Genomic DNA, 22,320 nt, shown 5'->3' with positions numbered 1-22,320 from the left:
TCGGGACGTGGCGCAGCTTGGTAGCGCACTTGACTGGGGGTCAAGGGGTCGCAGGTTCAAATCCTGTCGTCCCGACTTTACGAAGTCGCAGGTGAAGGCCGGTTACGGAGAAATCCGCAACCGGCCTTCCGCTGTTTGTGGAAACTGCGGGCGCGGCGGGTCTCCGTCGTCCTCGGGGGGTACTCGGCGCCAGGACGCGCAGGACGACTGCGCCGGCCCCGACAGGAGGACACCATGGCCGACATGAGCCCGATCGATCTCCAGAAGGCCCTCAAGGGCGCCGAATACCCCGCCAGCCGTGACGATCTCGTCTCCGTGGCCCGGAGCAACGGCGCCGACGACAAGGTCGTCGACAAGCTTGAGCACGCCGGGACGCAACGGTTCGACGGCCCCAACGACGTGCAGAAGGCGGTCTTCGACAACGGCTGAGACCGGCCCGCGGCGGGTTCTCGTCACCGGCTGGTTCAGCTTCCTGCACGGGGAGGCGACCGCCGGTGACCTGCTCGCGCTGGACCGGGTGCGAGAGCTGCTGCGGGGCGCCGCCGTCCCGCACGACGTCGCCTGGAGCCCGGCCTTCCGGCCGGAGGGGCCGTCCCTGGACGACACCCGCCCGGAGGACTACTCGCACCTGCTCTTCGTCTGCGGCCCCGCGCACGGATCCCAGGTCGAGGACCTGCACCGGCGGTACCGCGACTGCGTCCGGATCGCCGTGGGGAACTCCGTCCTCGACGCCGAGGACCCCGCCGTACACGGTTTCCACCACGTCCTCGGGCGGGACGCCCCGGACACCGTCCCCACCCTCGACCTGGCCGCCCGCGCGCCCGTCCCGCCGGCACATCCGGTCGTAGGCGTCGTCCTCACGCACGGCCAGTACGAGTACGGCCTCCGCAGGCAGCACGAGCGGGTGGCCGAGTTCGTCACGCGCTGGCTGAACGGCCGGGACTGCGCCTGTCTCGAACTGGAGACCCGGCTGGACCCGTGCGACTGGCGGCTGTGCACGACCTCCGGGCAACTGGAGAGCGTGCTGGCGCGCTGCGACCTCGTCGTCACCGACCGGCTGCACGGCCTGGTGCTCGCACTGCGCGCCGGGGTGCCCGCCCTCGCCGTCGACCCCGTGGCGGACGGGGCCAAGGTCACCGCTCAGGCGCGCGCCTGCGGCTGGCCCGCGCTGCTGCCCGCCGAACGGCTCGACACCCCCACGCTGGACTGGTGGTGGGACTGGTGCCTCACCTCCGGCCGGACCCTCGCCGAGCGCACCGCCGACGGTTTCCGCCGGGGCGGGACGGCGGACAGCGCGGACGGCCTGCTGCGCCTGCTGGGCGCCTCGCGCTGAGCGGGGGCCGGTCACGGGTGGAAGCGCCACCGGCCCTCCGAGACGACGTCCACCTTGTCGTCGCGCACACGGAGCGCCGTGTCGTCGTCGATGAAGTAGATCGGGAAGTCCGCCCGCGCGACGATGCGATCGGCCCAGGCGTCGTCGCGTTCCGGGAAGTCCGGCGAGTACAGATGGGGCTTCAGGTACGAGTCGAGCAGGCCGAAGGGCGGGGTCACGGTGGTCGCGCCGAGCAGACGGAGGTCCGCCGTGTCCCCGATGACGTCGGCGGAGTGTTCGGTGAGATGCCGGCTGAGGATCATCGAGCCCGCGCTCAGCCCCACGTACACCCGCTCGGCCAGCGCCTCCAGGAACCCGTCGGCCAGGCCGTTGCCGGTGATGCTGCGGGCGAGGTGGTAGTGGTTGCCGCCGCCGACGTAGATGACGTCGGCGCGCAGCAGCCGGTCGAGCACCAACCGCCCGGGCAGACCGTTCAGTTCCAGGATGTCGAACTCCCGCCAGCCGAGGCCGTGCACGCGGGTCATGTCGGCGAGGAGCCATCCGTGGTCGCCGGACTCGGCCATGGACGCCGTGGGGACGTACACGATGCCGGCCGACCCGAACGGCTTTCCCAGCATGTCCCGCAGGGCATCCTTGAGGCTCTCGTTGCGCAGACCGGCCGACGTCAGCAGAAGTTCCATCGGCCGAGCCAATCACGCGTGTCGGACTCAGGCAACGCCCCGCAGCGCGGTGCGCAGGGCCAACGGAGTCGCCGCCGCCCACGCCTGCGGAGAGCAGGAATGGGGGTACGGGACCGGGGTGGGGGTGGTCGTGCGGGCATAGCCGGCCAGGACTTCCGGGAGGCGGTGGCCGTGATGGGCGGCTGCCGCTGTCAGACCCTCTGTCACCGTGCGGAGTTCCGTGTGGAGGCCGTGGCGGGCGAGGCCGAGGGCTATGAGGGCGTTGTCGTGGGGCCAGGCGCTGCCCCGGTGGTAGGAGAGGGGGTGGTAGGGGTGCTGGCCCGCGGCCAGGGTGCGGATGGCCCAGCCGGAGAAGAAGTCGGGTTCCAGCAGGCGCCGGCCCACCCGCCGGGCGCGGTCCTCGTCCAGGATGCCGGACCAGAGGAGATGTCCGGCGTCCGAGGCCAGCGCGTCGACCCGGCGGCCGTCGCCGTCCAGCGCCAGGGCCGGGAAGCCGGGGCCCGGCATCCAGAAGTCGTCGGCGAAGCGTTGCCTCAATTCCCGGGCCGCCGATCGGAGTCGAGCCGCGTACTCCGGGTCCCCCCAGACCCCCTCGGACAGTTCCGCCGTGCGAACCAGCGCGTCGTACGCGTAACCCTGTGCCTCGCAGACCGCGATCGGGCCCTTCGCCTGGGTGCCGTCGGTGAAGCAGATCGCGCCCGCCGAGTCCTTCCAGTTCTGGTTGACCAGGCCGTTCGGGTCGGGGGTGTAGACGAGGTAGCCGTGTTCGCCCAGGCCGCCGTCGGCCAGCATCCAGTCGACGGCGCGCCGGGCGTGCTGTTCCAGGCGGGAGGCGAGTGCCGGGTCGCCGGTTGTCTCGTGGTGGGCGTGGAGCAGGACCAGGAACAGCGGGGTGGCGTCGACGGCGCCGTAGTAACGGCCGTACGGGACCTGGCGGAAGTGGGCCAGCTCCCCCTGGCGGGTCTCGTGCACGATCCGGCCGGGCTGCTCGCCGCTGAAGTCGTCGTACCGGGCGCCCTGGGTCGCCGCGAGGGCGCTGAGAGTGGCGGCGGCGGTGCCGGGGCGGTAGGGCAGCAGGAAGTACGAGGTCAGCAGCGAGTCGCGGCCGAAGAGTGTGAGGAACCAGGGGATGCCGGCGGCCGGGACGCGTACCTGCTCGCCGTCCACGCCCTCGACCGCGATGGTGAGCAGGTCGATGTCGGCCAGCCCGCGTTCGCAGGCACGGGCCAGGTCGTCGGCGGCCTCCGGAGCGGTGCGCCGGGCCGCCCGGGTGGAAGGAGACGGGGATGGGTCGGTGCGGACTGCCAGGTGCAGTTCCGCCTCACCGTGCTCGGCCAGGGCCAGCTCCCAGGCGAGGGTTCGTGCCGTGGCCCCGGCGTCCGGCGCGGCGGCGATGCCGGCCGGTGCGGGCTGACAGGTGAGCACCGTCCGCGCGTGCCAGTCGGCGCGGCGGTAGTCGTAGACCAGGCCCTCGGGGGCCGTACGAACCTCCCGCCCGCCGTCCGGCTTCGAGTAGTCCCGGCCGTCGGCCCGCAGCTCGAACAGGTCGGCGAAGTCGCAGTCCACGGTGAGTTCGAGGCGCGCCGTCACGGCGTCCGGGCGGTTGTTGACCAGGCGCAGATGCTCGGTGAACTCACCTGCGGCGACGCTCTGCCGGCGGAAGACCGTGTAGGCGGGCGGGGCATCGCGCGTGCCTTTCGGGATCAGTACGCATGACGCCGCGTGGTCGTCCTCGCGCGAGGCGGGCACGAGGACGGTCGGGTGGCTGCCGTCGACCGTGAGCTGCCAGCGGCTCAAATGGCGGCCGTCGCGTGCGAACACCCCGTCGGGGGCGGTGCCGCGTACGCCGGTGATTCCACCGGTGGTGTCGAGGCGGGCGAAGGTGGCGTCCCGGACCAGTTGGACGTGGGGCTCGGCCGGGGTCATGGCAGGGGCTCCTCTTCGTGAGCGGCCTCGGTGTGGAGCAGGTCGAGGGTGAGGGCGGCGGTCCAGGAGAAGTTCCGGGCGCCCCGGCCGGCGCCCGTGGTGGGGTCGACGTACTCCGCGAAGCCCGACCGCCCCGCCCCGGCCAGGAAGCTCCGGCGCAGCTCATCGGCCCGCTCACGGTGACCGTGGGTGCGCAAACCCTGGTGGACGAGCCAGGCGGTGTTGAACCAGGCCGGTCCGCGCCAGTACCGCTGCGGGTCGAAGGCGTGGCCGGTGAGGTCGTAGCTGGGGACCAGCCCGGTGGCGGGGGCCCGGAAATGCGGCCCGGCGACGGTGTCGGCGAGACGGCGGGCGATCTCGGGCGGCAGCCCCGGCACAACGAGCGGGACGAGACCGGTGACGCCGCGTTCGCCGATCAATCCGCCCGCCACCAGATCGAGGGCCCGGAACAGCCCGGCCTCCTCGTCCCACAGCCGGTCCACCAGTCGTTCGGTGAGGGACCGCGCACGCTCCTCGTGCTCGGCGCCGCTCCCGCCCAGGTGGCGGGCCATCGCGGCGAGGGCCCGTTCGCTGGCGATGAGCAGCGCGTTGAAGCAGGGGTCCTCGACGGCGAAGGCGTGGTCCGTCGCGCGGTCGTCGTAGCCGGTGGCGCGGTAGTCGGTGGCGAGGCGGACGTAGCGGCCGTAGTCGAGGTCGGTAGGGCGGTCGGCGGCCTGGCCGTGGTCGAGGTCGGCACGCCGGTAGGTGTCGGGGCCGGCCGGACCGACCCGGCGCAACGGCCCGTCCCAGCAAGGGCTGTTGTCCATGCCCGGCTCCCACGGGTGGACCACCGCGGCCAGGCCGCCGCCCCCGAGGTCGCGCCGGGTCAGCAGGTAGTGGTGCCAGGCGGCCAGCCGGGGACGGACGCGGGCGAGGAAGCCGCGCCGGTCGGACTCGGCCGGGTCGGCCTGGTGGACGAGCCAGGCGGCGAGGGCGTGGACGGGTGGCTGGACGATGCCCGAGGTCTCGGCTGCGGCCGGGGCGCCGGAGGGCCGGCCGACGGTGGACGACTGCCAGAAGTCGGGGCTCGGGAAGTACGCGCCGTACGGCTGGGCCGGGTTGAAGACGATGTGCGGGATGCGGCCGTCGGCCCACTGCGCCGCGAGCAGGGACTCCAGTTCGCGCTGGGCGCGCCGGGCGGAGAGGTGGCGCAGCCCGATGGCGATGAAGGCCGAGTCCCAGCTCCACTGGTGGGGGTAGAGCGTGCGGGAGGGGACGGTGGCGGTGCCCGTCCAGTTGTCCAGCAGGACCCGTGCCGCGCCTCGCCTCAAGGTGAGGGCGGGGGAGGGGCGTTCGAGTACGGCCGTCATGCGCCCGACCTCCGCAGGAAGGCCGGGACGGAGCGGACGGCCTCTACGGGGTCACCGCCGAGCCGGCATTCGGCCGCGAGCACGCCGTCGTAGCCGATGGTGTGCAGGGCGCCGAGCCAGGCAGGCCAGTCGAGGTGGCCTGCGCCGGGCTGGAGGCGGTTGGAGTCGGAGACCTGGGCGTGGCCGATGTACTCGGCGTGGGCCAGGATCGCGGCCGACGGGTCGCTCTCCTCGATGTTCATGTGGTAGCTGTCGATGCCGATCCGGACGGAGTCGAGAGCGGTCGCGCGGATGAGGTCGGCGGCCTGTTCCAGCCGGTTGACCATGTGGTCCTCGTACCGGTTGAGCGGCTCCAGGTAGAGGGTGACGCCCTCCCGGCGGGCGTGTTCGCCCAGTTCGGTGAGGCCGGTGAGGAGGATCTCGCGGTCCTCCTCCTCGCTGCGCGGGGGTTCGAAGGGCGGCAGGCGGCGGGAGAACATGCCGTAGGAGGCGGGGGTCTGGGCGCCGCGGCCCCCGATCTCCGCGATCACGGTGAGCTGGGACTTCAGCTGGGCGACGGCGTCGCGGCGCAGTTCGTCGTCGAAGGCGCCGAGGAAGTGCAGCATGTCGACGCAGACGGTGGGCATGACCACCCCGTCCTTGGCGGCCTGCCTGAGTTCGTCCAGGCGGCCGGCGAAGTGGAGGTCGCCCTTGGCGCGCAGTTCGATGGCGCCGTATCCGGCCTCCTGCGCGAACTCCCACTTGGCCTGGAGGGTGTCACCGGGCAGCAGTTGCTCCTGGGCGGCGATCGTGAGCATGAAGAGGACCTCTCAGAATTCCAGGACGACCTGGAGCGCGTCGGCGGGGCGCTGGTCGAGCAGTACGTAGGCGTCGGCGGCGTCGGCGGCCGGGATGACGTGGCTGACCAGGGAGTTCACATCGACCTGGCCCTCGGCGACCAGACTCAGGAAGGCGTGCTGGAGGCGTTCCTGGCTCCAGCGGTGCGACAGCGCCGGGGGCACGCCGCCGATCTGGGAGCAGACGAGCTGGACCCGGTTGTGGTGGAACTCGTCGCCGAGCCGGAGCCCGATGCCGTCGCCCTGGTAGAAGCCGGAGGCGACCACGCGGCCGCCGACCGCGACCGAGCGCAGGGCCTCCTGCAGCGCGGGGTGGGCGCCGCTGATCTCGATGGCGAGGTCGGCGCCCAGGCCGGCGGTGATCTCGCGGACGCGTTCGGCGACGGCGTCGGTGCGGGCGTTGAGGGTGTGCCGGGCACCGTACCGCTTGGCGGCCTCCAGGCGGTCGTCCAGGGCGTCGACGGCGATGACGCGGGCGCCGTTGAGCTGGGCGAGCCGGGTGGTGAGCAGGCCGATCACGCCCTGGCCGAACACGGCGACGTCCTCGCCGAGGTGGATGTCCCCGGCCAGGACCGCGTTGTACGCGATGGCCCCGACCCGGGCGAACGCGCCGGAGAGGTCGTCCAGTCCGGCCGGCAGGGTGTGCCCGATCATGCGCTCCACGGGGACGATGCCCTCGCTGCGGTGTCCCCAGATGCCCCACACCGTGTCGCCGAGGCGCGGCAGGCCCGGTGTACCGGTCAACTCGGGCGCTATCTCCATGACTTCGCCGACCTCGGAGTAGCCCCAGCCGGCCACCGGGTACTCGATGCCGGCCGCGCCGTCGCGGAAGAGGCGGGCTTCGGGGTCCCAGGTGCGGGTGAGGTAGGGGTTTGTGCCCCGGTAGGCGGTCAGCTCGGTGCCGGCGGATATGCCGGAGTAGCGGGTGCGGACCCTGAGATGGCCGGGCGGGAGGTCGGCGCGAGACTGCTCGGCCACCTCCACCTGACGCGGACCGGTGAATTGAACGACGCGTTCCACGGATGGCTCCGGAAGGTTGCGGCTGCGGGTTGCGTCGACAATAACCACAACTTATGTCTTGTCAACAAGCGAAAGTGATGCTGAGATGCGTGATCGGTAGACGTAAGTCGACACGAGGACAGACGCAATGCGCACCAAGAGCCGACGGTCGCTGACGACCACGGTGGGCCTCACCTCAGCCCTGGGACTGGCGCTGGTCACCGGCTGCTCCGGTAGCACCGGCCCCGGCAGACCCGACCACGAGATCACCGTGTGGTCGCTGGAGAACCTGCCCGACCGCGTCGGGGCGACGCGGAAGATCATCGATGGCTTCGAGCGGAAGTCGGGCGTGAAAGTGCACCTGGTCGGGGTGGACGAGGGTCAGCTGCCGCAGTTGATCATGTCGGCGGCCGCCTCCGGCGACCTGCCCGACGTGATCGGCGCCGCCCCGATGGGCCAGATCTGGCAGATGTACGGAAACGGCCTGCTCAACACGGAGATACCGGGGCGGATCGTCAAGGAACTCGGGCCCGGCACGTTCAACGCCAACGCGCTCGGGCTCACCTCCGACGGCCGCACCCACCTCGGCGTCCCCTCCGACGCCTGGCTCCAACTGCTCGTGTACCGCAAGGACGACTTCGCCCAGAAGCACCTTGCCGCGCCCGACACCTACGACCGCGCGCTCACCGCGGCGCGGGCGCTGGACGGCGGCGGCCACGACGGCATGTCGGCCGCCACCGACCCCTCCGACGTGTTCACCTCGCAGAGTTTCGAGAGCGTGGCTCTGGCCAACGGCTGCCAGCTCGTCGACGACGACCACGAGGTGGCCCTGCACAGCCCGCGGTGCGAGACCGCCTTCCGCACCTACGACCAGCTCGCCCGCGAGCACGGTGCCCCCGGCACGCAGAGCGTGGACTCGACCCGCGCGACCTACTTCGCCGGCCGCTCCTCGATGGTCATCTGGTCCTCGTTCCTGCTGGACGAGCTGGCCGGCCTGCGCGAGGACGCCCTGCCGAGCTGCCCGCAGTGCAAGAAGGACCCCGGCCGGCTGGCCCGCGACAGCGGCATCGTCACCGCGCTGAAGGGTCCGGACGCCCGCGAGGGCGCGCAGTTCGGCGAGATCACCTCCTGGGTGACCACCAAGACCGCGGAGACGGCGGCCTCGCAGCAGTTCATCGAGTACATGATGAACTCCGGCTACGAGTCCTGGTTCGGGATGTCGCCCGAGGGCAAGATCCCCGTCCGCCACGGCACCGCCGCCGAGCCCCACCGCTATCTCGACGCCTGGCGGCACAGCGACATCGGGGTGGACACCAAGAGGCCGTTCGACCAGGTGTATCCGCCGAGCCTGCTCAACGAACTCGCCGCCGGGGTCGGCAACATGCGCCGCTGGGGCATCGAGCAGGGCGAGGGCGCCCTGGTCGGCGCCACCAACGGCGAGCTGCCCGTACCCAAGGCGATCGGTGCGATGACCAGCGGCCAGCTCTCCCCCGAGGAGGCGGCCCGCGAAGCCGACGACGAAGTCGCCGCCCTGCAGAAGTCCCTCCAGTAGCCGCACGTCACAAAGGCATCCCCATGACCCGAGCCCCCTCCGGCGCAGCGCCGCGCCCGGACACCGAGCCCCGGCCGCCGGCCGTATCGCAGCGGCAGCCCGCGAAACCGATGACCGCCGAGCGGCGGGCCAACCGCGCCGGTCTCGCCTTCGTCTCTCCCACCCTGATCGTCGTCCTCGTCGTGGTCGTCCTGCCGATCCTCTGGACGCTCCTGCTGGCCTTCCAGCACGCCCGGCTCGTGGACATCCAGGGCATGGGCCTGTTCGGCCGCTGGACGCTGGACAACTTCGCGGCGGTCTTCGAATCGGCCGGCTTCTGGTCGAGTCTGCTGACCACCCTGCTCTACACGGCGGGCGGCACGCTCGGCTCCGTCCTCCTCGGCCTGGTGGCCGCGCTCGCCCTCAGGCGGCCGTTCCGCGGCCGGGCCCTGCTGCGCGCGGCCATGCTCCTGCCGTACGTGGCGCCCGTGGTCGCCGTCGCCTTCGTCTGGGAGGTGGCGCTCAGCCCGCAGTACGGCATCGTGAACGACTGGGGGCGCAGCCTGTTCGGCTGGGACGACCCTGTGGGCTTCCTCTCCACCCGCAGCTACGAAGTCGGCCTGTTCGGCGCGCACTTCCACATACCGCTGGCGCTGCTGACGGTCATCGCCTTCGAGTGCTGGCGCTACTTCCCGTTCGCCTTCCTGTTCCTGCTCGCCCGGCTCCAGGCGGTCCCGGACGGCCTGGAGGAGGCCGCTGAGGTCGACGGGGCCACCGTCTCGCAGCGCTTCCGGCACATCCTGCTCCCGCAGCTCATGCCGGTCATCGCCCTGCTGTGCGTCCTGCGCTTCATCATGACGTTCAACAAGTTCGACGACGTCTATCTGCTCACCGGCGGCGGCGCGGGCACCGACGTCGCGGCCGTCCGGGTCTACGACTTCCTGACCGCCCGCTACGACGTGGGGGCCGCGGCCGCCCAGGCTCTGGTCCTCGCTGTCTCGCTGATGATCCTGCTGGGCTGCTACTTCAAGTTCTTCGGCAACAAGGTCCAGGAGGAAGCGTGACCCGCAAGGCCGTCCTGACCAGAGCCCGGTTCGAGGAGCGCTTCTTCGGCGTGGCGCGCTGGTGCGTCATCGCCTTCCTCGCCGTGATCACCGTGCTCCCCTTCTACTACATGCTGCTGCTGTCGCTGAAGCCCATCGACGCGCTGCTGCTCGACCCCGGCTCGCTGTGGGTCTCCGCGCGCGATCTCACCCTCGACACCTACCGGAACGTGCTGACGTCCTCCGACGACGGCGGGCAGGGCTTCCTCGGCTTCCTGGCCAACTCCGCGCTGGTGTCGCTCGGTACGGTCGCGCTCACGCTGGTGGCCGCCGTGCCCGGCGCCTACGCGGTGAGCCGGCTGAAGTTCTTCGGGCACCGCCAGGTCAGCGCCCTCTTCCTCGCGGTCTACCTCTTCCCCGCGACGCTGCTGGCCGTCCCGCTGTTCGTGATCTTCGCAAGGCTCGGCCTCTCCTCCAGCCTGGTGGGCCTCGCGGTGGTGTACGTCGCGCAGACCGTGCCGGTGTCCATCTACATGCTGAAGAACTACCTGGTCACCATCCCGTACTCGGTCGAGGAGGCCGCCGCCCTGGACGGCTGCACGCGCCTGCAGACCCTCCGCAAGGTGATCCTGCCGCTGGCGCTGCCCTCGCTCATGGCGACCGGCCTGTACGTGTTCATGATCGCCTGGAACGAGTTCCTCTTCGCGCTGCTCTTCCTGGCGGCCGACCCCGGCAAGTGGACCGTCTCGCTGGGCCTGGCCCAACTGTCCAACGGCATCGAGGTGCCCAAGACGGTGCTGATGGCCGGTTCGGTGGTGCTGACGGTGCCCGTGGTACTTCTGTTCTTCGCCGCCGAACGGCTGCTCACCGAGGGCCTGACCAGCGGTGCCGACAAGAGCTGAAGCCCAGAGGTACGAGGGGTCCAGGGGGACATCATGATGACGCCCAGTCAGGTCAGCGCGGGAGGGCTGCTCCAGCTCATCCGCGACGGACACGCCAACACCCGCGCCGAACTCCAGCGCGTCACCGGCCTGTCCCGCTCCACCGTGGGCCAGCGGCTCGACCTGCTCAACCGGGCCGGCTGGGTGCGGCACACCACCGGCGCCTCGACCGGGGGCCGCCCCTCCGGCCGGATCGTCTTCGACCCGGCGCACGCGGCCGTCCTCGCCGTCGACCTGGAGACCCGGCACGCGCGGGCCGCCGTCCTGGACCTCGCGGGTACCATCCTCGCGGAGCACACCGGACCGATGGAGATCGTGGACGGCCCGGAGCCGGTGTTGGACCGGCTCGTCGGCTGGTTCCCGGACCTGCTGGCCGCGGCGGGTGTCTCCCCGGCGCGGATCTGCGGGATCGGCGTGTCCGTCCCCGGCCCGGTGGACTTCGCGACCGGCCGGGTCGTGGAGCCGCCCATCATGCCCGGCTGGGACCAGTACCCGATCCGGGAACGCCTCCAGGAGACCTACGCCCGGCGCGTCGGCGGCTCCATGGAGGACGGTCCGGTGCCGGTGTTCGTCGACAACGACGCCAACCTGATGGCACTGGCCGAGCAGCGGGCCAACCACGCCGACTGCGACTCCTTCGTCCTGGTGAAGGCGTCGACCGGGATCGGCGCGGGCGTCGTCATCGGAGACTCCGTGTACCGGGGCATCGACGGCGGCGCGGGCGACATCGGGCACATCCGGCTGCACGACCGCCCCGACGCGCTGTGCATGTGCGGTGCGCACGGCTGCCTCGCCGCCGTGGCCAGTGGCGGGGCGCTCGCCCGGGAACTGGGCGCGCTCGGCCTGGACACCGCCTCCGGCCGCGACGTGCGGCGCCTGCTCGCCGAGGGCCACCCCGAGGCCGTACGGCTCGCGCGGGAAGCCGGGCGGCGTACGGGCGAGGTACTGGTCACCGTCGTCACCCTGCTCAACCCCGGTGTGCTGATGCTCGCGGGCGAGCTGGCCGGGGTCCCGTACCTGACCGGGGTGCGGGAGCTGATCTACCAGCGCGCCATGCCGCGCACCACCGCTCACCTCCAGATCGTCACGTCCCGGCTCGGCGACCACTCCGGGCTCATCGGCGCGGCGGCCATGGTGGTGCAGTTCCTCTACTCGGCCGACCGCGCGGACGCCCGGCTGGAGCGGCTCGCCCGCTGAACCCGCCTTTCCCTCGACCTCGTTCGGACAGGAAGTCATGACCACACCCGCCCCTTGGCCGCATCGTCCCGTGGAGGTCGGACTGGTCGGCGCCGGTCCGTGGGCCCGTGCCATGCACGCCCGAGTGCTGGCCGCCGGGCCCGAGACCCGGCTGTCCGCCGTCTGGGCCCGCCGCCCCGAGGCCGCCGAGCAGACCGCCGCGCCCTACGGCGCCCATGTCGCCGCCGACTTCGCCGAGTTGCTCGACCGCTGCGAGGCGGTCGCCTTCGCGGTACCGCCCGCCGTGCAGGCCGAACTCGCCCCGCTCGCCGCGAAGCAGGGGAAGGCGCTGCTGCTGGAGAAACCGCTCGGCCCGGATCTGACGGCAGCCCGACGGGTGGCGGACGCGGTCGCCGAAGCCGGGGTCGTCTCCCAACTCGTCCTGACCAAGCGCTACCACCCCGCCACCCGCGCCTTTCTGCGGGCCGCGAGCACCCTGGACGTCGTCGGCGCCCGCTCCTGCTACCTCCACGGGGCTTTCCTCGGCGGCGACTTCGCCACGGGCTGGCGCCTGGAACACGGCGCCCTGCTCGACCTGGGCCCCCACCTGCTGGACCTCCTCGACACGGCGATAGCCCCGATCACCAGCATCCGCCGCACCGGCGACCCGCGCCGCTGGACCGAGCTGACCTGTGAGCACGCCAACGGTGCCGTCAGCCAGGCCACGCTCTCCGGCAGCGTGGCCGTGCCCCGAGCGGTCACCACGGTCGAACTCTTCGGCTCCGCCGAACCGTTGCGGTACGACACGGCCGGGATCGATCACGAGGAGTGCTGGCCCCCGCTGCGCCGGGAGTTCGCCACCGCCGTACGCACGAACACCCCGACCGAGCTGGACGCCGGCCGGGGGCTGAGGCTGCAGGAGCTGTTGGAGCTGGCGGCGCAGGGCTGAGCCGGGCGCGTCGCTCAGGCGCCGGGGAGGAAGAGGCAGAACAGATGGCCGTGGGGGTCGCGCAGCACGCGGACGTCGTCCTGTGGCTGGTGCTCCTCCACCGTCGCACCCAGGGCGCACGCGCGCTCGGTCTCGGCGGCGAGGTCGTCCACCTGGATGTCGAGATGGGCCTGCTTCTGCTGCTCGCCGGGGGCGGACGGCCAGGCCGGCGGGCGGTGGTCCTTCTCCAACTGGAAGCTGAGGCCGGGGCGTTCACGCTCCGGGGCCTTGAGCCGGACCCAGTCGGGCTCCCGGTCGACCTCGTCCCAGCCCAAGAGGGCGCGATAGAAATCGGCGAGCGCGGGGGGATCGGGGGTGCCGAGCACGAAGGCTGCGAGCAGTGTCGTCATGGTCGATCCCTGCCCGCAGCCCATTTTCGTACGCGTCCGGAATTCAATTCGGCGTCAGCTTCCGACGTACCAGTGGAATCCGCCATTGTTCGCCGCCACGATCATGAGAATGGCGAACACCACGAGGTCGACGATGCCGAGAATGACGGCCGCCTTCGCCATTCCGCGACCGCCCTTGGCGCCCGACTGCCGCGTGGCGACCATACCGAAGATGATCGCCAGGGGGCCGAGAATGACGTTGAGGAAGAAGAAGCCGACAACGCCGCACACCAGGCCCGCGATGGCGAGACCGTTGGTCCGCGAACCGGATCGAGCGGCCGGCTGGCCACCGTAACTGGTCATGAGAACTCCCGCTCCACGAATGGGGAATGCCGGTACTTTGTGTGTCTGGACTCCGTGTGCCCAAGGGGAGTTGTGGCATTCCCCAGGAAACCGGGGGTGAAGCGGAACCTCTGATTCACGACTCTCGTGCCGGGACCGAGACCTTGACCGGTCCCACCGCTGCCCGGCGCCGAGGGGTGACGGACGCCGTCGCCACCCCGCCGGTCAGCAGCGCCGCCGCGCACCAGCGCAGGCCGCTCACCGGTTCTCGGAGGAACAGCGCGGCACAGGACATGCCGAAGAAGGGTACGAGCAGGGAGAACGGCGTCACCGCGGACGCCGGGTGGCGACGCAGCGCTTCGCCACGTGGGTGCATCTCAGCAACACAGCCTCGCAGGACCCCCTTGGTCGTCCTGCTCCTGGGTGATCACAACCGACCGGTACGCGTGATCACCTGGCCGGCGAAGTCAAGCATCTGGTCAAGGTCGGGGAACGGTGCGAAGGCGTCCACGAACGCCTCGTCCGCACCGGACTCGGCGAAGCGCTTGAGCTTGTCGGCCGGCGAATCAACGGTCGTGCCCGGTTCGAGGTTGATGCGTATGGCCTTCTTCAGCGCGTCGGGATCGCGGCCGGCCTCCTGCGCCGCCCGGCGCGCGAGCGACCACAACTGGTCCGCGACCTCGTCCGGGAGGAAATCGACCCCGAGCCAGCCGGTGGCGCTCCGGCCGACCCGGCGCATCGCGGCCTCGCTGGCGCCGCCGATCCAGATGGGCGGCCCGCCTGCTTGCACGGGGCGCAGGTCGGCGTGGACCGGCGGCAGTGAGAAGAACTCGCTGTCCCAGGACACCGGGTTGGCCGTCCACCACTCGTGCAGGAACGCCAGCAGGTCATCGAGCATCCGCCCGCGCCGGTGCCAGTCCGCGCTGCGGGAGATGTCGTGCTCGTCCTTCATCCACCCGAGTCCCACGCCGACTTCGAGCCGGCCGTCGCTGAGCACGTCGAGCGTGGTCAGCATCCGGGCCAGGTGCGGCGGCTCGTAGTAGAAGGTGCTGAGCGTGCTGGCATTCAGCCGCACCCGGCTGGTCGCCGTCGCGGCGACGGTCCACAGCAGGACCGGGTCGAGGTAACGCTTCATCTGCGGGGGGTACGGCTGCTCTTTGCCCGGATAGACGCTATGCATGTCGACCGGCTGGACCAGGCGATCGCCGACCCACAGCGTGTCGTAGCCAAGGTCCTCGATCCCGCGGCAGAACGCGCTCAGGCCAACTGCGCTGCTGATGGCGGGCCCGATGACGGGAAGTGTGAAGCCAAGCTTCATGACGAGTCCTCTCGGTGATCCGCCAACCGTTTGCTCAGACGGGAAGCTCGGTGATGCTGAGGGCGAAGTCCAAGTTCCCGACCCCGTGGTTGGCGAGGCCCACCGTGACCACGCCCGCTCCTTCCAGCCAGTGGGCCATTTTCAGGCCGCCGACGTCCAGCGGGCGCATCCCGAGGCTCTCGATGAACGCCTCCACACGCGCCTTGGCCTGCGCGTCGTCGCCGGCGAGGAAGACGTCGGGCCGGCCCTTCTCCAGGACGTGGCGGAAGACGGTGTTGAACGCCTTCACCACGCCGGCGTCGGCCGGGGCGGCCTTGGCGACTTCCTGCGCGATCGAGGTCTCCTCGCGGTGGGCCAGCCCGTCGAACGTGGAGTTGAAGGGGTTGCTGATGTCGACGATGACCTTGCCCGCGAGAGCGTCTCCGTACTGGGCGATGGCCGGCACGACGCCGTCGTACAGCAGGGCCACGATGACGATGTCCCCAGCCGGGGCGGTGCCCCACTCTCCCGTCGTGACGCCGCCGCCCAGAGTCTTGGCCAGGTCGGCGGCCTTGGCCCGATGGCGGCCCATGATCTCGACGGTGTTGCCGCCCGCTACCGCCCGCGCGCCGATGGTGCGAGCCATGTTCCCGGTGCCGATGATGCTGATGCTGCTCATGAGGTGTCCTGTCCTGGTGCGTGCTGTTGGGTTCAGAGGGCGGTGGTGCCGCCGTCGGCGACGAGTTCCATGCCGTTGACGTAGCTGGAGTCGTCGGAGGCGAGGAAGAGGGCGACGGTGGCGATTTCGTCGGGGCGGCCCATCTGGCCGCGGGGGATGAGGGACTCGAACTGGCGCTTGGTGGCCTCGTCGAAGAGTTCTTCCTGCTTGGCGGTCGCGACCTGGCCCGGGGTCAGGACGTTGACGCGGATGCGGCGGTCCTTGAGCTCGTTGAGCCAGATCCGAGCCCATGCCTGCTGGACGGCCTTGCTGCCGGCGTAGACGCTCCAGCCGGGGAAGGCACCGAGGGAGGCGTTGGAGCCGGTCATGAGGATGGAGCCGCCGTCGTTGAGGAGCGGGAGGGCCTTCTGGACGGTGAACAGGGTGCCGCGGGCGTTGAGCCCGAACCAGGTGTCGAACTGGGCCTCGGTGATCTCGCCGAGCGGGGCGGGCTCGCCGCCGCCGGCGCTGGCCCACAGCACGTCGAGGCTTCCCTTCTCCCGCTTGACGGTGTCGTACAGGCGGTCCAGGTCGTCCAGGTCGGCGGCGTCGCCCCGGACGCCGGTGACGTTGCGGCCGATCTGCTTCACGGCCGCGTCCAGGGCGTCCTGGCGGCGGCCGGTGATGAAGACGTGCGCTCCTTCTTCGACGAACAGCTTCGCGCCGGCCAGCGCCATGCCGGTGGTGCCGCCGGTGATGACCGCGACCTTCCCGTCAAGCTTCCCCATGATTGCTCCCTTGAATGGTGCTGCCACGTGTACCTGGGGTGACGGTGTTATGTACACCGCCCTGTGTCCTTAAGGTACGGGGCGGAGTGCCGGGGCGCAAACTATGTACACCAATCGTTACCCGCTGGGGTATCGTGGACCCATGACGGAGTTGGAAAAGGGCCCCACTGGCCGCCGCCGCGGTCGGGGCGCCCGCGAGCGCATCCTCAGCGCGTCCCAGCAGTTGTTCCGTGAGCAGGGCATCAACCGCACGGGCATGAACGAGCTCTGTGCGGCGGCCGAGGTGTCCAAGCGGACGGCCTACCAGCACTTCACCGGCAAGGACGAACTCGTCACCGAGTACCTGCGCCGGTTCGACCCCTCCGTGCTGTCCGGCGTGTTCGACCGCACCGACCTCACCCCCCGCGAACGGCTCCTCGCCGCCTTCGACGTCTCCCCCGGCACACCCCTGTGCCCGTACATCGCTGCGGCCGTGGAGCTCCACGACCCCGAGCACCCTGCATCCCAGTACGCACGCGACTACAAGAAGGCCGTTGCCGCGCGGCTCGCCGACACCGCCCGCGAAGCCGGCGCCGCCGACCCCGAGCAGCTCGGCGAGCAGCTCGCCCTGCTCATCGATGGCGCCGCGGCCCGCACCCGGGTCCTCAATGCCGATGCCTTCCCCGCCGCCGCCGCCATCGCCGCCGTCCTCATCGACAACGCTCTCCCCGCCATGGCGGGCCACCACCGCCAACGGGAGGAAGTGTCGAGTTGACCTGGCACTCCGGCGGGGGCCGGACTCGTTGCCGGTCACGCTGCTGCACCCGCTGGCAGGCGACACCCTTCGCCCGGCACCTGGACCGGACCGGGCCCTTGCCCTCACCGACACCCGATCGGAGGCCCGTGGGCTGCTGCCGGGCGTGCTGGCCGAACTGGCCGTGAGACACGCCGCGTTGGACGCCCGGCTCAGCGAGGTCGACCCGCATCTGTCCGTGGACAGGGTCGCCAAGGGGGCCGTCGATCTGGCGGTGGTGCACGACTGGGACATCACCCCGCTGCCGCTTCCGCCGGGGGTGGAACAGGCGGTGATCGGGGACGATCCCTGCACGCTGCTGGTGCCTCGGACGCATCCGTTCGCCGGGCGTTCCTCCGTGCGGCGCGCGGAACTCGGGGGCCAGCGGTGGGTGTGCCAGCCGCCGGGCCGGGTGTGCCACGACTGGCTCGTCCGCACGCTCCGCGAGGCCGGGCACACGCCGGAGATCGTCCACCAGGCCGACGAGAACCCGACGTTGGTCGCCCTCATCGCGGCGGGGCTCGGTATCGGGCTCGTGCCTCGGCTGGGGCGTGGGCCGCTGCCGCCCGGTGCGGTGGAGGTGCCGCTCGATCCGGCTCCGGTGCGCCGGCTGTACGCCCTGTGGCGTACCGGGGCGAGCGGGCGGCCGGCGATCGTGGAGACGGTGCGGGCGTTGCAGAAGGGGTGGGCGGAGTTGTCCGACGGGCCTGTGGGGTAGGCGGGGGAGACACCCCGAGGGAGGGCCGAGTCGTGTTCGAGGACTTTGAGACCAGCCGGGTTCAGACTGATGGGGCGTCGATTTTCGTCCGGCACGGAGGGGACGGACCGCCCGTCGTACTCCTGCACGGCCACCCCCGGACCTCCGCCACCTGGCACCGCGTCGCCCCGCTGCTCGTCCGGCGCGGGTTCACCGTGGTCTGTCCGGACCTCCGGGGATACGGCCGGTCCACCGGGCCGACGCCGACCCCCGACCACTCCGGATACTCCAAGCGGGCCGTTGCCGGTGATGTGGTCGAGGTGATGCGCTCCCTCGGCCACGCCCGGTTCGCGCTCGCCGGGCACGACCGCGGAAGCAGTGTCGCGCTACGTCTCGCACTCGATCACCCCGACGCTGTCTCGCGGGTGGCGCTGATCGACGGTCTGCCCCTCACCGAGCACCTGTCCCGCATCACGACCGAGTTCGCCACGCAGTGGTGGCACTGGTTCTTCTTCGCCCAGCCGGACATCCCCGAGCGGGTCATCAACGCCGATCCGGACAGCTGGTACCACGGTGACCCCCAGAGCATGGGGCAGGAGAACCATGACGAGTGGCGCGCGGCCACGAGAAACCCGGACGTGGTGCGGGCGATGCTGGAGGACTACCGGGCCGGCCTCACCATCGACCGGCGGCACGAGAAGGACGACCGCGCGGCCGGGACACGGATCCAGTGCCCGGCGCTGATCCTCTGGTCGCTCCGGGACGACATCGAGGACCTGTACGGGGACCCGGTGAAGATCTGGCGGCAGTGGGCACCGGACGTACGCGGCCACGGCATCGACTCCGGGCATCACGTGGCCGAAGAGGCTCCAGGAGCGCTGGCATCTTCCCTTGCGGACTTCTTCGGGGGAGAGCCTTCGTAGGACCCCTGGGTGTCCCACCTCTCAGACGCCAATTCCCGAGCCGCCGGCGCGGTACTCCGCCGTCGCCGGGGTACCGGGTGCTCACACACCCAGGCGCCGATTCCGGTGATCTGAGCAGGGCCCGGAACACAGGGAGAGCATGATGAGTACCGCATCGGCGAAGCGGCTGCGGAAGAGCGCGCTGGACGTGTTCGGGTGGGAGGAGCTGCGGCCGGAGCAGTTGGTGGCGATGGAGGCGGTGATGGAGCGGCGGGACACGCTGGTCGTGATGCCCACCGGGGCCGGGAAGTCGGCCGTCTACCAGGTGCCGGGGCTGCTGCTGCCGGGTCCGACCGTCGTGGTGTCGCCGCTCGTCGCGCTCCAACGGGACCAGGTGCGGGGGCTGCTGAGCCGGGAGGGCGCGGAGGCGGCAGCCGTGAACTCGTCCCAGAGCGGCAGCGAGAACGCGGCGGTGTGGGACCGGATCAGCGAGGGCGACGTCGACTTCCTGTTCCTGGCGCCCGAGCAGCTCGCCAAGGACGAGGTGGTCGAGCAGCTCGCCGCCGCCGAGCCCGCGCTGTTCGTCGTCGACGAGGCCCAGTGCGTGTCGTCGTGGGGACACGACTTCCGCCCCGACTACCTGCGGCTCGGGCAGGTCATCGACCGGCTCGGCCGGCCCCCCGTACTGGCCCTGACCGCGAGCGCCGCCGCACCCGTACGGGCCGAGATCGTCAGCCGGCTCGGCATGCGGGACGTGCACGAGGTGGTCACCGGCTTCGACCGGCCCAACATCCACCTGGAGGTCGTCCCCTTCCAGGACGCCGCCGCCAAGAAGCGTGCCGTCGTCGAACGCGCCGCCGCGGAGCCCAAGCCCGGCCTCGTGTACGCGGGTACGCGCCGGGAGGCCGAGGAGTACGCCGAGGAGCTGAGCCTGCTCGGGCTGGACGCGGCCGCGTACCACGCGGGGCTGCCCGCACGGGAGCGGGGCGATGTGCACGACCGGTTCATGGCGGGCGGGCTGGACGTGGTCGTGGCGACCTCCGCCTTCGGGATGGGCATCGACAAGCCGGACGTCCGCTTCGTGCTGCACGCCTCCGTCCCCGGCTCGCTGGACGCCTACTACCAGGAGATCGGCCGCGCCGGACGCGACGGCGAGGAGGCCCGCGCGATACTCGCCTACCGGCCGCAGGACCTCGGCATGCAGCGCTTCTTCGCGGCCGGCCGGCCGGACCCGGACACCGTCACCCAGGTGGTGAGCACGCTGGAGGAACACGACGGGCCGGTCCCGCCGACCGAGCTGCGCGAGGAGACCAACCTGACGGCGAGCCGTCTTACGGCCGTCGTCAACCTCCTGGAGCAGGTCGACGCCGTGCACACCACCGAGGACGGCGAACTGGAGGCGACCGGCACGGCCGGACCGGCCGACGCCGCGCAGCAGGCGATCGAACTGGGCGACGCCCATCAGCAGTTGGAGCGCTCCCGCGTCGACATGATGCGGGGCTACGCCGAGGCCACCGGCTGCCGTCGGCGGTTCCTGCTGGGCTACTTCGGGCAGGGCGGCGAGCAGGACGAGTCCTGCGGTGCGTGTGACCGGTGTGAGGCGGCCGAACTGGCGGAGGAGGGTCGCGCCGAGGGCGGGCCCGCCGTGCTGGCCGGTACGGGTGGGCCGATACCCGAGTCGGCCTCTTCGGTGCCCGTGGGGGACGAGCATCCCTTCCCGCCCGGCACTCTCGTGCGGCACGAGCAGTGGGGGCAGGGGTCGGTCATGAGCGAGGAGAACGAGCGGCTGACGGTGCTGTTCGAGACGGTGGGGTATCGCACGCTGTCTCTTGAGGTCATCAACAGGAACCATCTGCTGACTGTGTGCTGAGACCCGCATGTGGCCTCACCCCATGGGCCCCCACAACATGTGCCCCCCTCACTCGTGGTCTCTCCACATGTGGGCTCAACCCGTCCCTCACCCCACCCCGCACCCCAGCCCCCGCACCACGGCCAGCGACACCGCGGCCGCCGCGAACCCCAGCACCGCGCCCGCCGCGACATCCCCCGGATAGTGCACCCCGGTGTGGACGCGGGAGTACCCGACGGCCACCGCCAACGACCCCAGCGGGACCGCGGCCGGAGGCAGGACGACGCCCACGGCCGTGGCGAAGGCGGTGGCCGAGGCCGTGTGCCCGGAGGGGAAGGACGCCGACTCGGGCATGCGCACGTGCCGCGCCACCGCCACCTGCGCCTCCTCCCGGTCGGGCCGGTGGCGGCGCACCATCCGCTTGCCGAGCAGGTTCGCCGCCGCCGACGCCAGGGTGACGGAGGCGACCCCGGTCAGTGCCGCGCGGCGCGGCCGGCCCGGCAGCAGGGCGAGCCCCGCCGCGACGCCGAACGAGATCTTCGAGTGGTCGGCCGCGTGCGACAGCAGCCGCAGCGCCCGGTCCAGCGCGGGCGTCGGCGTGGCGGCCACGGCGGCGTACAGCGCGCCGTCGACCGCGCGCAGGTCACGGAGGACGGCGGGGAAGGTGTCGCGGTCAGGCATGGTTCTCTCCCGGTGCCGTGCGCTCGGCGGGACCGAACGCGAGGTTGAGCAGTTTCCGCCAGTCGATGGGCGGCGCGGGCTGCGGCACGCCCGGACGGTCGCGCGGCAGCAGCACCCGCAGCGCGCCCGGCCGTACCGAGCAGGTGACCGGTGTGCGCAGCCACAGCGCCTCGCCGTCCACCGCCACCGGGATCTGCTCCTCCCCGGCCGTCACCTCGACCCGGTGCGCGGTCGTCACGGTGAGCCCCGGCGCCTGCGTACCCCGTACCGCCAGCTCTGCCGCCTGGGCCGCGTTCTCCACCCTGATCCCGATCACGCCCAGCTCACCGGTGTCGAGCCGGGGCCGGCGGCCGCCGCTGCTCAGTTCGTCGGGGGAGACGTACGGGTTGTTGCTGATCAGAAGCGCCTGCTGCTCGGCGAGGCGGTTGCCGTCCACGTGAGCCTCCAGCCGCTGTACGCCTTCCCTGGCCAGCAGGTCCGGCATCAGGGTGAGGGCGGTGCCGGTCTTGTTGTCGCGGTACTCGGGGCTCTGCACGATGTCGGCGTAGACGCCGAAGGACACCGTGTTGACGAAGGGGCGGCCGGAGACGTCGCCGAGGTCGACGCGGATCTCCTCGCCGTCGGTCAGGGCGTCGAGGCAGCGGGCCGGGTCGTCGCGGTCGAGGCCGAGGTCCATGGCGAAGTGGTTGCGGGTGCCCGCGGAGATCACGAGGAACGGCAGGTGGTGCTCGGCGGCGACCGCCGCGACCAGCGCCTGCGTGCCGTCGCCACCCGCCACCCCCAGCAGATCGGCACCATTGGCCACGGCTTCCTCGGCCAGCTTGGTCACGTCGGCGGGGTGCGCGGGGTCCAGCAGAATCACCCGCGCGCCCAGGTCCTCCGCCCGTTCCACCAGGTCGAAGCGGCCGACCTTGCCGTCGCCGGACTTCGGGTTCATGATCAGCACCGGTCGTCTCGGCCGACGCGCCCGGGTGGGCCGCTGGGGCCGGTGCGGTCGCGCCTTGCGCAGCGCCGCGCGCCCCGTGAAGCCCGCGACCGACCAGCACACGGCGGAGATCAGCGCGACCAGCCAGAGACCGCTCCGCGTGATGAACACCAGGAAGCCGACCGGTGCGGCGACGGCCACGAGCGCGCCCACCAGCCGCACCACGCCCCGCCGGGCCAGGAACCACCAGACGCCGGCGGCGAAGAGCACCAGCCCGA

At 71.6% G+C, this 22,320-nt stretch carries 22 protein-coding genes, 1 tRNA gene and 2 pseudogenes; 12 read left to right on the top strand and 13 right to left on the bottom strand.

Translation table 11 applies throughout. The features are described 5' to 3' along the window. Window position 1: 1 nt before the first annotated feature. The 3 genes from GT030_RS24970 (at window position 2) to GT030_RS24960 (ending at window position 1,333) form a co-directional block, all read left to right on the top strand. A tRNA-Pro gene (locus GT030_RS24970) sits at window positions 2–75 on the top strand. A gap of 159 nt (window positions 76–234) precedes the next feature. Continuing rightward, complete coding sequence (locus GT030_RS24965) at window positions 235–429, top strand: DUF2795 domain-containing protein (RefSeq protein WP_161203026.1); 195 nt, start codon at window positions 235–237, stop codon at window positions 427–429. Window positions 430–472: 43 nt separating this feature from the next. Beyond that, window positions 473–1,333, top strand: coding sequence for a polysaccharide pyruvyl transferase family protein (locus GT030_RS24960; RefSeq protein ID WP_237522797.1), 861 nt, complete (start codon window positions 473–475; stop codon window positions 1,331–1,333). Window positions 1,334–1,344: 11 nt separating this feature from the next. On the opposite strand, the gene GT030_RS24955 is transcribed toward GT030_RS24960, so the two are convergent. Genes GT030_RS24955 through GT030_RS24935 form a run of 5 tightly spaced genes read right to left on the bottom strand, consistent with a single transcriptional unit; the run spans window position 1,345 to window position 7,144 of the window. Next, window positions 1,345–2,013 carry a Type 1 glutamine amidotransferase-like domain-containing protein gene (locus GT030_RS24955; RefSeq protein ID WP_161203024.1) on the bottom strand — a complete coding sequence of 223 codons (669 nt, stop codon included), beginning with the start codon at window positions 2,011–2,013 and terminating at the stop codon, window positions 1,345–1,347. A 27-nt stretch (window positions 2,014–2,040) separates the two neighbouring features. Further along, entirely contained in the window at window positions 2,041–3,939 is a 1,899-nt protein-coding gene (locus GT030_RS24950; protein WP_161203023.1) for a glycogen debranching N-terminal domain-containing protein, read from the bottom strand. Further along, complete coding sequence (locus tag GT030_RS24945) at window positions 3,936–5,288, bottom strand: trehalase family glycosidase (protein WP_161203022.1); 1,353 nt, start codon at window positions 5,286–5,288, stop codon at window positions 3,936–3,938. The genes GT030_RS24950 and GT030_RS24945 overlap by 4 nt, the downstream gene beginning before the upstream one ends. Next, complete coding sequence (locus GT030_RS24940; protein WP_161203021.1) at window positions 5,285–6,085, bottom strand: sugar phosphate isomerase/epimerase family protein; 801 nt, start codon at window positions 6,083–6,085, stop codon at window positions 5,285–5,287. Before GT030_RS24940 ends, GT030_RS24945 begins: the two co-directional genes overlap by 4 nt. 12 nt (window positions 6,086–6,097) lie before the next feature. Continuing rightward, window positions 6,098–7,144 carry a zinc-binding alcohol dehydrogenase gene (locus tag GT030_RS24935; protein WP_161203020.1) on the bottom strand — a complete coding sequence of 349 codons (1,047 nt, stop codon included), beginning with the start codon at window positions 7,142–7,144 and terminating at the stop codon, window positions 6,098–6,100. Between the two features lie 127 nt (window positions 7,145–7,271). On the opposite strand from GT030_RS24935, the gene GT030_RS24930 reads away from it, so the two are divergent. From GT030_RS24930 to GT030_RS24910, 5 genes are read left to right on the top strand one after another with little or no spacing between them, the layout of a single operon-like run. Beyond that, entirely contained in the window at window positions 7,272–8,675 is a 1,404-nt protein-coding gene (locus GT030_RS24930) for an extracellular solute-binding protein (protein WP_161203019.1), read from the top strand. 23 nt (window positions 8,676–8,698) lie between these two features. Next, the gene (locus GT030_RS24925) at window positions 8,699–9,718 is read left to right on the top strand and encodes a sugar ABC transporter permease (protein WP_161203018.1); all 1,020 of its coding nucleotides are present in this window, start codon (window positions 8,699–8,701) and stop codon (window positions 9,716–9,718) included. Continuing rightward, window positions 9,715–10,599: a carbohydrate ABC transporter permease gene (locus GT030_RS24920; RefSeq protein ID WP_161203017.1), complete on the top strand. Its 885-nt coding sequence runs from the start codon at window positions 9,715–9,717 to the stop codon at window positions 10,597–10,599. Before GT030_RS24925 ends, GT030_RS24920 begins: the two co-directional genes overlap by 4 nt. A gap of 36 nt (window positions 10,600–10,635) precedes the next feature. Continuing rightward, a complete protein-coding gene (locus tag GT030_RS24915) occupies window positions 10,636–11,835 on the top strand; it encodes an ROK family transcriptional regulator (RefSeq protein WP_161203027.1) in 1,200 nt (399 codons plus the stop codon). Between the two features lie 37 nt (window positions 11,836–11,872). After that, window positions 11,873–12,763, top strand: a complete 891-nt coding sequence (locus GT030_RS24910; protein WP_161203016.1) for a Gfo/Idh/MocA family oxidoreductase — start codon at window positions 11,873–11,875, stop codon at window positions 12,761–12,763. A 14-nt stretch (window positions 12,764–12,777) separates the two neighbouring features. Here GT030_RS24910 and GT030_RS24905 read toward each other — a convergent pair whose 3' ends face one another. The 6 genes and pseudogenes from GT030_RS24905 to GT030_RS24880 form a co-directional block, all read right to left on the bottom strand. After that, a complete protein-coding gene (locus GT030_RS24905) occupies window positions 12,778–13,152 on the bottom strand; it encodes a VOC family protein (RefSeq protein ID WP_161203015.1) in 375 nt (124 codons plus the stop codon). Between the two features lie 54 nt (window positions 13,153–13,206). Beyond that, window positions 13,207–13,494 (bottom strand): DUF4190 domain-containing protein, encoded by a 288-nt coding sequence (locus tag GT030_RS24900; protein ID WP_135793992.1) that lies wholly within the window; start codon window positions 13,492–13,494, stop codon window positions 13,207–13,209. Between the two features lie 115 nt (window positions 13,495–13,609). After that, a pseudogene (locus tag GT030_RS24895) lies at window positions 13,610–13,828 on the bottom strand (DMT family transporter); the annotation flags it as partial. A gap of 72 nt (window positions 13,829–13,900) precedes the next feature. Beyond that, complete coding sequence (locus tag GT030_RS24890) at window positions 13,901–14,791, bottom strand: TIGR03619 family F420-dependent LLM class oxidoreductase (protein WP_161203014.1); 891 nt, start codon at window positions 14,789–14,791, stop codon at window positions 13,901–13,903. Between the two features lie 34 nt (window positions 14,792–14,825). Next, window positions 14,826–15,449 carry an NAD(P)-binding domain-containing protein gene (locus GT030_RS24885; RefSeq protein ID WP_161203013.1) on the bottom strand — a complete coding sequence of 208 codons (624 nt, stop codon included), beginning with the start codon at window positions 15,447–15,449 and terminating at the stop codon, window positions 14,826–14,828. A gap of 32 nt (window positions 15,450–15,481) precedes the next feature. Continuing rightward, complete coding sequence (locus tag GT030_RS24880; RefSeq protein ID WP_161203012.1) at window positions 15,482–16,216, bottom strand: SDR family oxidoreductase; 735 nt, start codon at window positions 16,214–16,216, stop codon at window positions 15,482–15,484. 142 nt (window positions 16,217–16,358) lie between these two features. Here GT030_RS24880 and GT030_RS24875 point away from each other — a divergent pair, with 142 nt between their 5' ends. The 4 genes and pseudogenes from GT030_RS24875 (at window position 16,359) to GT030_RS24860 (ending at window position 20,457) form a co-directional block, all read left to right on the top strand. Then, complete coding sequence (locus GT030_RS24875) at window positions 16,359–16,970, top strand: TetR/AcrR family transcriptional regulator (RefSeq protein ID WP_161203011.1); 612 nt, start codon at window positions 16,359–16,361, stop codon at window positions 16,968–16,970. Window positions 16,971–17,088: 118 nt separating this feature from the next. Further along, window positions 17,089–17,706 (top strand): annotated as a pseudogene (locus tag GT030_RS24870) (LysR substrate-binding domain-containing protein); the annotation flags it as partial. Between the two features lie 32 nt (window positions 17,707–17,738). Next, window positions 17,739–18,608: an alpha/beta hydrolase gene (locus tag GT030_RS24865; RefSeq protein ID WP_161203010.1), complete on the top strand. Its 870-nt coding sequence runs from the start codon at window positions 17,739–17,741 to the stop codon at window positions 18,606–18,608. Window positions 18,609–18,750: 142 nt separating this feature from the next. Next, window positions 18,751–20,457, top strand: a complete 1,707-nt coding sequence (locus GT030_RS24860) for a RecQ family ATP-dependent DNA helicase (protein WP_161203009.1) — start codon at window positions 18,751–18,753, stop codon at window positions 20,455–20,457. Between the two features lie 87 nt (window positions 20,458–20,544). Here the strand turns inward: GT030_RS24860 and GT030_RS24855 are convergent, their stop codons facing one another. Further along, complete coding sequence (locus GT030_RS24855; protein WP_161203008.1) at window positions 20,545–21,117, bottom strand: phosphatase PAP2 family protein; 573 nt, start codon at window positions 21,115–21,117, stop codon at window positions 20,545–20,547. Beyond that, on the bottom strand, window positions 21,110–22,320 hold a 1,211-nt coding region (locus GT030_RS24850), incomplete at its 5' end, for a diacylglycerol kinase family protein (RefSeq protein ID WP_161203007.1). The genes GT030_RS24850 and GT030_RS24855, both read right to left, overlap by 8 nt.

The sequence above is a fragment of the Streptomyces sp. SID1328 genome (assembly GCF_009865595.1).
Taxonomy (GTDB): Bacteria; Actinomycetota; Actinomycetes; order Streptomycetales; family Streptomycetaceae; genus Streptomyces; species Streptomyces griseoluteus.
Note: the sequence above shows the minus strand (reverse complement) of the source record. Positions and strands in the feature narration are given on the sequence as shown.